The following is an 11702-nucleotide window of genomic DNA, read 5'->3' as shown; positions in this document are numbered from 1 at the left end:
GGGGGCGGGGGCGGCGCCCGCGGCCCCGCGCCCCCCGGGGCCGCCTGGTGGCCTGCCCCTCACCCTCGCCCCCCCCCGCGGGGCGGCCGCGCGCCCCCCCCCCCCCCCCCACGCCGAAATTTTGGCGACCGCCTTGCCGCCGCCCTGGACCTATGTCGCCACGGCGCAAGCCTGGGATGACGAGATGCATGAACGCATCGCGTTGCACCGATCGCGGCGTGGCGAAGGCTGGACGACCATCGACGCACCGCTCGATCTCGCCGGCGCGCTCGGGGCCTTGCCCGACAGCCAGCCTGTGCTTGTCGACTGCCTGACGCTGTGGCTGACCAATCATATGCTGGCCGATCACGATCTCGAGCTTGAATGCCGTCGGTTGGCGGACGTGCTGTCGCGGCCGCGCGGGCCATGGTTCGTGGTGTCCAATGAGGTCGGACAAGGCATCGTGCCGGACAATGCACTGGCGCGCCGCTTTCGCGATGCCGCCGGCCGGCTCAACCAGCAGGTCGCCGCTGTCGCCAATACGGTGCTGCTGATGGTGGCGGGGCTGCCGCTCAAGGTGAAATGACATGACCGACATCGACGATAAGGACGAAGAACGCCACCGCGCCAAGATGGCCAAGCGCAAGGCGGTGCAGGATGCCGAGGTGGCGAGCAAGACGGTCGAGAAGGGATTGCTGATCGTCAACACCGGTCCCGGCAAGGGAAAGACCACGGCTGCTTTCGGCCTGGCGCTGCGCATGCTCGGCTACGGCAAGCGTGTCGGTGTCGTCCAGTTCATCAAGGGCAAATGGCACACCGGCGAGAAGGATGCGTTTGCTGCCTTCGGCGACCGCGTCGTCTGGCACGCGATGGGCGAGGGGTTCACCTGGGAGACGCAGGACCTGAAGCGCGACATCGCAGCCGCCGAAGCCGCGTGGGTCAAGGTGCTCGAACTGATGGCCGATCCGTCGATCAGCCTGCTGGTGCTCGACGAACTGAACATTGCGCTGCGCTACGACTATCTCGACCTCGACAAAGTGGTTGCGGCGCTGAAGGCGCGACGCGAGGACCTGCATGTCGTCGTCACCGGCCGCAATGCCAAGCCGGCGCTGATCGAGGCGGCCGACCTCGTCACCGAAATGGGCGTGACCAAGCACCATTTTTCCGCGGGCGTGAAGGCCCAGCAGGGGATCGAGTTCTGAGGCTTCTTACCCCCTTTGAAGGCAGGGCTATCGCATATGGATTCTTGCGAAGAGGGACCCCCACCCTAACCCTCCCCACAAGGGGGAGGGAACGCTGCCGCGTGCCTTTAATTCTTCTTTGGCGCCGAAAAGACAGGCGATTCGCTTGGGTCGGCGCCAGCGGAAGTCTCCCTCGCCCTTGTGGGGAGGGGCTAGGGGTGGGGGTCCGTGCCGGGCAGACATCTCAGGAATTCCATATGCGATAGCCCTGCCCACAAGGGGGAGCGTGAGATCACGTCACGATGACAACGACCGAAACCAACCCGAACAGGGCGATCAGCAGATAGTCGGCAACGCGATAGAGTTTCAGCGCCTGCCTGATGTCGAGGCTGTCGGCTTCGCGCCGCCCACCTTCGCCCATGAAGACGTCGTCGACCAGTACGCCGCCGTAGCTGCGCGGCCCGGCGAGCGACAGGCCGAGCGCGCCGGCCATCGCCGCTTCCGGCCAGCCGGCATTGGGTGAGCGATGTTTTTTCGCGTCGCGCAATACCGCATGCCAGGCATTTTTCGCATCAGCGCCTTTGACGAGGAACGCCGCCAGCACGATCAGCAGCGCCGTCAGCCGCGACGCCGGCAGATTGATCCAGTCGTCGAAGCGCGCCGCTGCCCAGCCGAACGCCTCGTGGCGCGGGGTGCGGTGGCCGATCATCGAATCGGCGGTGTTGGCGGCCTTGTAGGCGGCGCCGCCGGCCAGGCCGCCGACGCCGGTCCAGAAGGCGGGGGCGACGATGCCGTCAGAGAAATTCTCGGCCAGGCTCTCGATCGCCGCGCGGCAGACGCCGGCCCTGTCGAGCGTTTCAGGGTCGCGGCCGACGATCCGCGAAACGGCAACGCGGCCCAAAGCCAGGCCGCCGGTGTCGAGCGCGTCAGCCACCGCCTCGACATGCTCATAGAGGCTCTTTTGCGACAGAAGCGACGTTGCCAGAAGGGCCGTGATGACGAGGCCCATGGGAACAAACCAGAACAGGATCTGCACGCCCAGGCCAATTATCGCCGGCACCAGCACGATGACCAGCAGCGCCTGGACACCACGCTTGCGACGCAGCGCGTCGGGATCAGTGGCGCGGTTGAGCCTGTGGTCGAGAAAGGATATCAGCCTGCCGAACCACGTCACCGGATGGCCGATGGCGCGAAACAGCCAATCGGGGTAACCGAGGGCGAATTCGACGGCCAATGACAGGAAAGCGATCAGGACTGACATGAAGCTTCTTAATGGGGCGGTTGTGGACCATGGTGGAAGTCTTGGCCGCGCGAGGGGGCTTTTTCCCAACGCCCTGCTGCCATTCGTCGACCTCTCGACCGGTATCAATCCGCACTCCTACCCGCTTTTCGACCTGCCCGCCACCTCGCTGTCGCGGTTGCCGGAAGCCGCGCGCACGCGTGAGCTGACAGAGATCGCTGCCAGTGCCTATGGGGCGCCGTCGCCAGCCAACATCGTGGCGGCACCGGGCACGCAGATCCTGTTGCCGCGCGTCGCCTCGCTGATTACCCCCGGAAGGGCGCTGGTGCTGGGTCCGACCTACGCCGAACATGCCCGCGCAGCAGTGATCGCCGGGCACGCGGTGACCGAGGTCGGCGATTTCGCTGACCTGGCGGACGCCGACCTTGCCATCATCGTCAATCCGAACAATCCGGATGGACGTGTCATCGAGCGCGACCGGTTGCTGGCTCTGGCTGCCGGATTGCGCGCCAAGGGCGGGCTGCTGGTTGTCGACGAGGCGTTCATGGATGTTGGGCCGCGCGAGCATAGCCTCTGCGGCGATGTCGGCCAGGGCGGTATCGTCGTCCTGCGTTCGTTCGGCAAGTTCTTCGGCCTGGCCGGGCTGCGGCTCGGGTTTGCACTTTCCGATGTAGCGACGGTCGAACGGCTTGAGACGCAATTCGGGCCATGGGCCGTCGCCGGCCCGGCGCTGGAATACGGCATCCGCGCGCTTGCCGACATCGACTGGCAGGACGCGATGCGATCATCTCTTGCCGGCGCATCGGCGCGGCTCGACGCGCTGTTCGGCCGCTTCGGCGTTCCCGTCGTGGGCGGCACCACGCTGTTCCGTTTTCTTCGCCTGCCGCATGCCGCCGATTTGTTTGCCGCGCTCGGCGAGCGCGGCATCCTGCTTCGCCATTTTGCCGATCGGCCTGACGTTCTGCGCGCCGGCCTGCCGGGGAGTGAGGAGGAATGGCAGCGGCTCGAGACCGCTCTTGCCGAATGGGCGTCGCGGCGCGAGCATCAATCGAAGGGTTCAAAACAATGATCCATGTCTGTTCGCTGGCAAAGATCGAGGAAACGGTGGTCAGGACCGGCGCCGACCGCATGCTGTCGCTGCTTGCCGCCGGAACGGAGGTGGTCCGTCCGGCGTCGATCGCCCGAGAAAACCATCTGCATCTGGTCATGCATGACATCGCGGCGGCGCAGGACGGCATGACCATGCCGGGCGAGGAGCATGTCCGTAACCTGCTCGATTTTTCGCGCCGCTGGGACCGGGCAAGGCCGATGCTCGTGCATTGCTATGCCGGCATCAGCCGCTCAACGGCTTCGGCCTATATCATCGCGGCCGCATTGGCGCCGAAACGCGACGAGGCCGAATTGGCGCGGACGCTGCGGGCGCTGTCGCCCTCGGCAACACCCAATCCGCGACTGATCGCGGTGGCCGATGCGCTGCTTGATCGCAACGGCCGCATGATCGAGGCGATCGAATCGATCGGCCGCGGTGCGGATGCCTTTGAAGGCACGCCCTTTGCGCTGAGGATCGACAGCTAGCTGCCCCATGTCGTTGTTCGATTATCGAGTGCCCTCATTCGCCCAATCTTCATGCCCGTGGCGTACCCGGACAATGAACACGTCGTCGTCGGCTTCGATCCGGTAGACGACAAGATGGGCTTTGAAGGGATGGATACGCATCGGTGGCCTCAATTCAAGCCGCTATTCGGGGACTGGCAGCGATCAGGTCAAAGATCGTGAACAACTCGTCATGATACTGTCTGGCCTGCACAGCGCCGAACAGGCGCACCCCTTGCTCGGCAATACCGACGATGTCCTCTTCCGCGGCTAAAGAAAGGCGAAATCCCACTACCTATTGCCGGATGGCTTTTCAGCGCGTTTAACCGCCTCCGTGAAAAGCGCGTCCCTGGATCGATTGCCGATGCCACTCTTCAAGCCATCATCGACAAAGCGCTGCATGGCGGCAATCTTGTCGTTGCGCTCCTGATCCCGACGGATCAAATCGCGCACATAATCGCTCGCGTTGGCGTAACGGCCCGTTTCGGTTTGCGCCTCAACCCAATCTTTCATCGGGTCGGGCAATGATACGTTCATCGTTGCCATACTGGCCTCCATATTCCGCCCAGTATGGTGCATTTTGGCAAAGTTTGTCAAAATCTCTTGTGCGGAAATCTCTCTGTGCAAAGCGTTATTGTCTGATCCGCCCTCCGTCGCCTGGTTTGTTCAAGAGGACAGCGTTTTGCCTTACGATGCCAGACCACTGGTTTGGAGGCTACGTCAACCAGTCCGCGAGCTTGGCCTTGCGGACATCCCGCAGCAGGCTGATGAAGCCGTCGGCCTGATATTCTGCCGTCAGCCGGCCCTTCTCCGCCGTTGCGATGCTGGCATCGCCGACGACGCCGTTCGGGTTGAGATCGCCAGCGATCCAGGCAAAGGCGTGGGTGCCGGTGTGGCGCAGCAGCGAGAATTCCTTCTCGGCCTTGGCGACATTGGAAACGAAATTGTCGGCCTTGCCCATGTCGACGAGGTCCGGCCGGAAATGCAGCATCAGCGAGGTCTCGACATCGCCGCCATGGATGCCGTGGCGATCCTCCAGTTCGGTGTACATGCCGGCCGGACGACCAAAACGCTGCCAGCTGGTCTTTACCGCCAGCATCTTTTCACGCACGCGCAGTTCGCGCGTGACGATGCCCATGATCTCTTCGTTGCCGCCATGCGAATTGACCACGATCAGCTTGCGCACCCCGGCGCGAGCGATCGACAGGCCAAGCTCGGTCCAGGCTTCTATCAGCGTGGTTGCCGGCAGAGTGAGGGTGCCCGGCGCGTGCAGATGTTCGTTCGACTTGCCCACTGCCTGGACCGGCAGGATGCGGATGTCGAGATCGTCGGGCAGGCGCGAAATAACCGTGTCGAGCATGCCGTTCATGATCGAAGTGTCGGTAGAGACCGGCAGATGTGGCCCATGCTGCTCGATCGCCGCCACCGGCAGCACGGCGATCGTCGCCTCCGGATCGATCGAGGCGTATTCGGTGGTCCGGTAGTCGCCCCACCACACACGTCTTTTGGGTACGGTCATGTCATGCCTCTTCAATGGTCCGGCAGACCTAGCGCGGCAAGCGCGGTCTGTCGATCACCCGGCCGCGATGGCCTCGACCTCGACCTTGAATTCGGGGCGGGCAAAGCCGGAAACGATCATCAGCGTCGAGGCCGGCGCGGGGCTGGAAAACAGCCGGTCGCGGACATCCATATAGGGCCGCAGATGCGCGCGATCGGTGACATAGGTGTTGATGCGCACGATATCCCTCAGACCCAGGCCGGCTTCGCCGAGAATCGCCGCGATGTTTTGAAAGCAGAGTTCGGCCTGCGCGCCGGCGTCTTCGGGGATCTGGTCGTCCGCGGTGATGGCGACCTGACCCGAGCACAGCACCAGCCGCTTGCCAGCCGGCACCTCGACGCCGTGGCTGTAGCGGGCAAAGGGCGGCTTGATCGACTTCGGGGTGAGGAATCTGAACATGGCAATCTCCTGGATGCCGTCAGCCTAAAGCCGGACCCACTACACCTTCAAGATGGCGGTGCATGTTGCCCGGGCGATTATGGACAGCCGTTCAAAAAATAGGCACGATGCCTTCCGTACAGCATGACCCGTCCGCGCTTGGCATGGCAACGTCTTTCAAGCGGGCGGCCCCGGCGCCAGACGCCGGTGGCATGTGTCTTGCTTCTTGAATCTTTGGTGTCGAGCCTGGCGCGTGGCGCGCCGGAGCAAACAGAGGGTGGTGTCGATGTACGGAAAACAGAAGATCTCGGTGGCGGTTGTGGCCCTGCTTGCAGCCAGCACGCTGGGTGCTGCTGCGAATGAGAAAGTCACCTTCGGCACCAACTGGTTGGCCGAGCCGGAGCATGGCGGATATTACCAGTCCGTGGCGGACGGCACCTATGCTGCCTGCGGCCTCGACGTCACCATTATGCAGGGCGGTCCGCAGGTCAGCGGCCGGCCGATGCTGCTGGCCGGCAAGATCGATTTCTACATGGGCGGCAATCTGCTGTCGGCTTTCGATGCCGTCCAGCAAGGCATTCCGATGCGGGTGGTGGCGGCGGATTTCCAGAAGGACCCGCAGGTCATCATGTCCCATCCCGGCGAAGGGCTCGACAAATGGGAGGACCTGAAGAACGCCGACCAGTACATATTGGGTGACGAGGGCGTGCAGACCTTCTTCCAGTGGATGGTCATCGAACTCGGCTTCGATGCCTCCAAGCGCGCGCCCTACACCTACAACACCGCTCCCTTCCTCGCCAACAAGAAGTCGATCCAGCAGGGCTACGTCACCTCCGAGCCGTTCGCGGTCAAGAAGGAAGGCGGCTTCGTGCCGAACCAGTTCCTGCTCGCCGACTATGGCTGGGACACCTACTCGACGACGATCGAGGTGATGCAGGACACGATCGACAAGAAGCCGGAGGTGGTCCAGTGCTTCGTCGATGGCTCCGCCAAGGGCTGGTACAAATATCTCTACGGCGACAACAAGGCCGCCAACGACTTGATCAAGAAAGACAATCCCGACATGAGCGACGAGCAGATCGCGTTCTCGATCGAGCAGATGAAGAAGTTCGGCCTGGCCGATTCCGGCGACACCGAAAAGCTCGGCATCGGCGCCATGACCGACGAGCGGATCAAGAGTTTCTACGACAAGATGGTCAAGGCCAAGGTCACGCCAGCCGGCATCGACATCAAGAAGGCCTACACGCTGACCTTCATCAACAAGGGCGTCGGGCTCGAGCTGAAGAAATAGGCCGGTCCCGGCATGATAAGGGAAAAAGTGGCGCCAGCGCCGGCTGTGTCGGGTACGGCCCCGACGCTTCTGGCGCTGCGCGGCGTCGGCAAGGTATTTTCCAACGGCGTGACGGCGCTCAGCGACGTCGACCTGACCATCCGGGAAGGCGATTTCCTCAGCCTGCTTGGGCCGTCGGGGTGCGGCAAGTCGACGGCGCTGCGGCTGATCGCCGGCCTGTCGACGCCGACCTCCGGCGTGCTCGACTGGCGCGGCGGTGGCTCGCTTGACCGTTCGAACATCGGCTTCGTCTTCCAGGAGCCGACGCTGCTGCCCTGGGCCAATGTTTTCGACAATGTCTGGCTGCCGCTTCGGCTGAAAGGCATTTCGCGCGCCAAGGCGACACCGGCGATCACGGAGATGCTGGCGCGGGTGCACCTGACCGGTTTCGAAGACGCGGTGCCGCGCGAACTGTCCGGCGGCATGAAGATGCGCGTCTCGATCGCGCGGGCCATGGTGACCAAACCGCGCGTGCTGCTGATGGACGAACCGTTCGCGGCACTCGACGAGATCACCCGCTTCAAGCTCAACAACGATCTCCTGGAACTGTGGCAGGACGAACGCTTCACCGTCGTTTTCGTCACCCACAGCGTCTTTGAAAGCGTGTTCCTCTCCAACCGCGTCGTCGTCATGGCGGCGCGGCCGGGCAGGGTGTTCGACGAACTCGCCATCGAGGCCACCTATCCGCGCGACGAGGCGTTTCGCACCTCGCCCGACTACGCGGCACTGTGCCGTCAGGCCTCCGATGTGCTGGTCAAGGCCATCAATTCAACAGCAGGCGCGCATCATGACGGCCATTGACGAGCGTGTGCTCAAACTCGACCCCGAGGAAGCACGCCGCGTGCGCCAGGAGCGGTTCGAACGGATCGGCCGCTGGGTGCTGCCGCTGGCGATCATGATCCTGGCGATCTGGCTGTGGGATCGCATCTGCGTGTGGAACGCGATCCCGCAATACATCCTGCCGCGTCCCGGCGTGGTGCTGTGGACACTCTACAACGATGCCGGCCTGCTGTTTTCCTCGCTGCTGGTCACCTTGCGCATCACCTTCCTCAGCCTGGCTCTGGCCGTCATCGGCGGGGTCGGGCTGGCGGTGCTGTTCGCGCAGTCGAAATGGGTCGAGATGTCATTCTTCCCCTTCGCCATCGTGTTGCAGGTGACGCCGATCGTGGCGATTTTCCCGCTGATCAACATCTATGTGAACGACCAGACGACCAAGCTTCTGCTGTGCGCCTGGATCGTCGCCTTCTTTCCGATCCTGTCCAATACCACGCTTGGCCTCAACTCCGTCGACCGCAATCTGCGCGATATGTTCAAGCTCAACGGCGCGACGCGTTGGCAGCAGTTGCGCTATCTCAGGCTGCCGGCGGCGATGCCCTATTTCCTCGGCGGATTGAAGATCGCCGGCGGCCTGTCGCTGATCGGCGCCGTGGTGGCCGAATTCGTCGCCGGCACCACCGGCCAGTCCTCTGGCCTTGCCTCGCGCATCATCGAGGCCGGTTACCGGCTCAACGCGCCGCGGCTGTTCGCGGCGCTGTTCCTGATCTCGCTGACCGGCATTTTGATCTTCCTCGTGCTGTCGCTGATTTCGCATCTCATTTTGCGGCGCTGGCACGAAAGCGCACTGAAGCAGGAGCGCTAGGCCCTTGATTCCGAACACAGGTTCATACCGGCTCGCCAATGTCAGGCTTCACGCATCCCTGACCCCAGGCCTTGGCGCTGCTCTCGACAGGGATGGCTTTGCGCTTGCCGACGTCACTATCGCGGACGGCAAAATCGCAGGCATTGCCGCCCACGGTCGTGCAGCGCCTGCTGATGCCGTCGATCTGGGCGGCCGCATCGTGCTGCCATGCTTCGTCGACTGCCACACGCATATCGACAAGGGCCATATCTGGCCGCGAAAGCCCAATCCCGACGGCACGTTCTTGGGCGCGCTGAATGCCGCCGGCGCCGATCGTGTGGCACGCTGGAGCGCCGAGGACGTTGCGAAACGGATGGATTTCTCGCTGCGCTCAGCCTACGCCCATGGCACCAGGGCGCTGCGCACGCATCTCGACAGCGTCGCGCCGCAGGAGGAAATCTCTTGGCCGGTGTTCGAGGCGATGCGCGAGGCATGGCGCGGCCGCATCGAGTTGCAGGGCGCCTGTTTGCTCGGCATCGAAGGCGTACGCGACAAAAAGTGGTTCGACAGGCTGGCAAAGAGGGTTGCCGCGGCAAAGGGCGTGCTCGGTGTCGTCACCTATATGGTGCCGGACCTCGAAGAACTGCTCGACCATGTCTTCGTGCAAGCCATCAAGCATGGCCTCGATCTCGATTTCCATGCCGACGAGACCGATGACATCTCCGCCATATCGCTGAAGAAGATCGCCGAGGCTGCTCTCTGGAACGGTTTCGAAGGCAACATCCTCGCCGGCCATTGCTGTTCGCTGGCGCGCCAGCCGGACCTCGATGTGCTCGACACGCTGGACAAGGTGGCGAAAGCGGGGCTCGCCGTCGTCTCGCTGCCAATGTGCAACCTCTATCTGCAGGACCGGCGCGGCGACCAAACCACGCCGCGCTGGCGCGGCGTGACGCTGCTGCACGAGATGAAGGCGAGGGGCATTCCGGTGGCAGTCGCTTCCGACAACACGCGTGATCCCTTCTACGCCTATGGCGATCTCGACATGTTGGAGGTCTACCGCATGGCGACGCGCATCCTGCATTTCGATCATCCGGTCGCCGACTGGCCGCAAGCGGTCACCGCGACGCCGGCCAAGGTGATGCGGCTTGATGGCTTCGGCACGCTTGCCGCCGGCGGCGATGCCGATTTTGTCCTGTTTAAAGGCCGAAGCTGGACGGAATTGCTCTCGCGGCCCGAATCGGATCGCATCGTGGTGCGCGGCGGCAAGGCGATCGACCGGCAATTGCCCGACTATGCCGAACTCGACGAACTGATGGTGGAATGATGGACGTTTCGGCGCTCAAACGCGATCTTGACGGACTCAAGGTCGACGACAACCCGGCCATCGTCCAGCAGAAGAGCCGTGATTTCTACTGGTACAGCCCGGTGCTGAAGCAGCAACTGGACCATGTCACCGGCGATCTGATCGTGACGCCAAGGCATGAGACCGAACTGATACGCGTGCTTGCTACGTGTCATCGCCATGGTGTGCCGGTGACACCGCGCGGCAGCGGCACCGGCAATTACGGCCAGGCGATGCCGCTCTCCGGCGGCGTCGTGCTCAACCTTGCCGAGATGAACGAGATCAAGTCGATCGCACCGGGGCGCGTGGTGACCGGACCGGGGGCCGTTCTTGCCGATATCGACAAGGCGACGCGGGCGCATTCCGGGCAGGAGCTGCGGCTGTCGCCCTCCACCTACAACACCGCCTCGATCGGCGGCTTCATCGCCGGCGGTTCGGGCGGCGTCGGTTCGATCAATTTCGGCGGATTGCGCGATTTCGGCAATGTGCTGCGCCTGCGGGTGGTGACCATGGAGGCCGAGCCGAAAGCGCTCGAACTCACCGGCGAGGATCTGCACAAGGTGACCCATGCCTACGGCACTAACGGCATCATATCGGAGGTCGAGATGCCGCTGACCGCGGCCTATGAATGGATCGACGTCATCGTCGGCTTCGACGCTTTCATGGATGCGGCCCGCTATGGAAATGCACTGGCGTGCCAAGACGGTATCCTGACCAAGCTGATCACGCCGATAGCGGCACCCGTGCCACAGCTTTATTTCAAGCGGCATCAGAAATTCCTGAAGCAGGGGCAGAGCATCTGCGTCGTCATGGTGGCGCGGCACGGGCTGGATGCCTTCCTGGCCTTTAATCGCCGTGCCGGCGGCGAGGTGATCTTCAATGCAGCCTCAGCGACGCTGGACGAGAAAAAGGGCCTGCCACCGGCCTATGAGCTGGCCTGGAACCACACCACACTGAGGGCGCTGCGCGTCGATCCTTCGATTACCTATCTGCAGTCGCTCTATCCCTTTCCCAAGCAACTGGCGCTGGTCGAAAAGATGGATGCGATGTTTCCGGGCGAGGTTTTCTCGCATCTGGAATTCGTACGGCTGGACGGCAACATCACCTGCTTCGGCCTGCCGCTGGTCAAGTTCACCAGTGAAGCAAGGCTCGACGAGATCGTGCGGCTGCATGAGAAGAATGGCTGCCCGATCTTCAACCCACATCGCTACACGCTGGAAGAGGGCGGCATGAAGCAGACCGACGCGGTGCAGCTTGCCTTCAAGCGCGAAACCGATCCGCAAGGCCTGCTCAACCCCGGCAAGATGATCGCCTGGGAGAACCCGGACTATGACTACCGGTCGGGCCGGACATTCTTGTTCAAGGGGTTGCAGAGGATGGGATGAGGACAGGTTTGCGCTTGAACACCCCCCTCTGTCCTGCCGGACATCTCCCCCGCAAGGGGGGAGATTGGCAGCCTTTGAGTCGCGACCATTCTGCGGCG

The 11702-nt window shown here is 63.2% G+C and carries 13 protein-coding genes and 1 pseudogene; 9 read left to right on the top strand and 5 right to left on the bottom strand.

The window, feature by feature from the left end; translation table 11 throughout:
- The first annotated feature begins 52 nt into the window (after positions 1 to 52).
- Together cobU and cobO are read left to right on the top strand one after the other, a co-directional pair.
- Complete coding sequence (gene cobU / locus NKH97_RS07665; RefSeq protein WP_352795968.1) at positions 53 to 565, top strand: bifunctional adenosylcobinamide kinase/adenosylcobinamide-phosphate guanylyltransferase; 513 nt, start codon at positions 53 to 55, stop codon at positions 563 to 565.
- A 1-nt stretch (position 566) separates the two neighbouring features.
- On the top strand, positions 567 to 1181 hold the full coding sequence (gene cobO / locus NKH97_RS07660) for a cob(I)yrinic acid a,c-diamide adenosyltransferase (protein WP_352795958.1): 615 nt from the start codon (positions 567 to 569) through the stop codon (positions 1179 to 1181).
- Between the two features lie 271 nt (positions 1182 to 1452).
- Here cobO and cbiB read toward each other — a convergent pair whose 3' ends face one another.
- Positions 1453 to 2421, bottom strand: a complete 969-nt coding sequence (cbiB, locus tag NKH97_RS07655; protein ID WP_023812362.1) for an adenosylcobinamide-phosphate synthase CbiB — start codon at positions 2419 to 2421, stop codon at positions 1453 to 1455.
- Between cbiB and cobD the strand changes: the two genes are divergently transcribed.
- Together cobD and NKH97_RS07645 are read left to right on the top strand one after the other, a co-directional pair.
- Complete coding sequence (gene cobD / locus NKH97_RS07650) at positions 2420 to 3469, top strand: threonine-phosphate decarboxylase CobD (protein WP_352795956.1); 1050 nt, start codon at positions 2420 to 2422, stop codon at positions 3467 to 3469. The two genes, cbiB and cobD, sit on opposite strands and share 2 nt — an antisense overlap.
- A complete protein-coding gene (locus NKH97_RS07645) occupies positions 3466 to 3975 on the top strand; it encodes a tyrosine phosphatase family protein (RefSeq protein ID WP_352795954.1) in 510 nt (169 codons plus the stop codon). The genes cobD and NKH97_RS07645 overlap by 4 nt, the downstream gene beginning before the upstream one ends.
- A 21-nt stretch (positions 3976 to 3996) precedes the next feature.
- On the opposite strand, the pseudogene NKH97_RS07640 reads toward NKH97_RS07645, so the two are convergent.
- The 4 genes and pseudogenes from NKH97_RS07640 to NKH97_RS07625 form a co-directional block, all read right to left on the bottom strand.
- Positions 3997 to 4285 (bottom strand): annotated as a pseudogene (locus tag NKH97_RS07640) (type II toxin-antitoxin system RelE/ParE family toxin).
- On the bottom strand, positions 4285 to 4539 hold the full coding sequence (locus NKH97_RS07635) for a type II toxin-antitoxin system ParD family antitoxin (protein ID WP_023812358.1): 255 nt from the start codon (positions 4537 to 4539) through the stop codon (positions 4285 to 4287). Before NKH97_RS07635 ends, NKH97_RS07640 begins: the two are co-directional and overlap by 1 nt.
- 169 nt (positions 4540 to 4708) lie before the next feature.
- Positions 4709 to 5512, bottom strand: a complete 804-nt coding sequence (locus NKH97_RS07630) for a creatininase family protein (RefSeq protein WP_352678344.1) — start codon at positions 5510 to 5512, stop codon at positions 4709 to 4711.
- 54 nt (positions 5513 to 5566) lie between these two features.
- Entirely contained in the window at positions 5567 to 5950 is a 384-nt protein-coding gene (locus NKH97_RS07625; protein ID WP_023812356.1) for a RidA family protein, read from the bottom strand.
- Positions 5951 to 6215: 265 nt separating this feature from the next.
- Here NKH97_RS07625 and NKH97_RS07620 point away from each other — a divergent pair, with 265 nt between their 5' ends.
- Genes NKH97_RS07620 through NKH97_RS07600 form a run of 5 tightly spaced genes read left to right on the top strand, consistent with a single transcriptional unit; the run spans position 6216 to position 11604 of the window.
- Positions 6216 to 7220 (top strand): ABC transporter substrate-binding protein, encoded by a 1005-nt coding sequence (locus tag NKH97_RS07620; RefSeq protein WP_127258460.1) that lies wholly within the window; start codon positions 6216 to 6218, stop codon positions 7218 to 7220.
- A gap of 12 nt (positions 7221 to 7232) precedes the next feature.
- The gene (locus NKH97_RS07615) at positions 7233 to 8060 is read left to right on the top strand and encodes an ABC transporter ATP-binding protein (RefSeq protein ID WP_023812354.1); all 828 of its coding nucleotides are present in this window, start codon (positions 7233 to 7235) and stop codon (positions 8058 to 8060) included.
- A complete protein-coding gene (locus NKH97_RS07610) occupies positions 8047 to 8898 on the top strand; it encodes an ABC transporter permease (RefSeq protein ID WP_023812353.1) in 852 nt (283 codons plus the stop codon). The genes NKH97_RS07615 and NKH97_RS07610 overlap by 14 nt, the downstream gene beginning before the upstream one ends.
- 4 nt (positions 8899 to 8902) lie before the next feature.
- Positions 8903 to 10201, top strand: coding sequence for a cytosine deaminase (locus NKH97_RS07605; RefSeq protein ID WP_352795951.1), 1299 nt, complete (start codon positions 8903 to 8905; stop codon positions 10199 to 10201).
- A complete protein-coding gene (locus NKH97_RS07600) occupies positions 10201 to 11604 on the top strand; it encodes an FAD-binding oxidoreductase (protein WP_352795966.1) in 1404 nt (467 codons plus the stop codon). Before NKH97_RS07605 ends, NKH97_RS07600 begins: the two co-directional genes overlap by 1 nt.
- The last annotated feature ends 98 nt before the right edge of the window (positions 11605 to 11702 follow it).

It is taken from the genome of Mesorhizobium sp. M0870 (assembly GCF_040319775.1).
Taxonomy (GTDB): Bacteria; Pseudomonadota; Alphaproteobacteria; order Rhizobiales; family Rhizobiaceae; genus Mesorhizobium.
This window is presented reverse-complemented; position numbering and strand designations above follow the sequence as displayed.

Excerpts from the sequence above, each read along its gene's own strand:
- NKH97_RS07610 (WP_023812353.1), top strand. The coding sequence starts at position 8,047 with ATGACGGCCATTGACGAGCGTGTGCTCAAACTCGACCCCGAGGAAGCA.
- cbiB (WP_023812362.1), bottom strand. The coding sequence starts at position 2,421 with ATGTCAGTCCTGATCGCTTTCCTGTCATTGGCCGTCGAATTCGCCCTC.
- NKH97_RS07645 (WP_352795954.1), top strand. The coding sequence starts at position 3,466 with ATGATCCATGTCTGTTCGCTGGCAAAGATCGAGGAAACGGTGGTCAGG.
- NKH97_RS07625 (WP_023812356.1), bottom strand. The coding sequence starts at position 5,950 with ATGTTCAGATTCCTCACCCCGAAGTCGATCAAGCCGCCCTTTGCCCGC.
- NKH97_RS07600 (WP_352795966.1), top strand. The coding sequence starts at position 10,201 with ATGGACGTTTCGGCGCTCAAACGCGATCTTGACGGACTCAAGGTCGAC.
- cobO (WP_352795958.1), top strand. The coding sequence starts at position 567 with ATGACCGACATCGACGATAAGGACGAAGAACGCCACCGCGCCAAGATG.
- NKH97_RS07620 (WP_127258460.1), top strand. The coding sequence starts at position 6,216 with ATGTACGGAAAACAGAAGATCTCGGTGGCGGTTGTGGCCCTGCTTGCA.
- cobD (WP_352795956.1), top strand. The coding sequence starts at position 2,420 with ATGAAGCTTCTTAATGGGGCGGTTGTGGACCATGGTGGAAGTCTTGGC.
- NKH97_RS07615 (WP_023812354.1), top strand. The coding sequence starts at position 7,233 with ATGATAAGGGAAAAAGTGGCGCCAGCGCCGGCTGTGTCGGGTACGGCC.
- NKH97_RS07630 (WP_352678344.1), bottom strand. The coding sequence starts at position 5,512 with ATGACCGTACCCAAAAGACGTGTGTGGTGGGGCGACTACCGGACCACC.
- NKH97_RS07635 (WP_023812358.1), bottom strand. The coding sequence starts at position 4,539 with ATGGCAACGATGAACGTATCATTGCCCGACCCGATGAAAGATTGGGTT.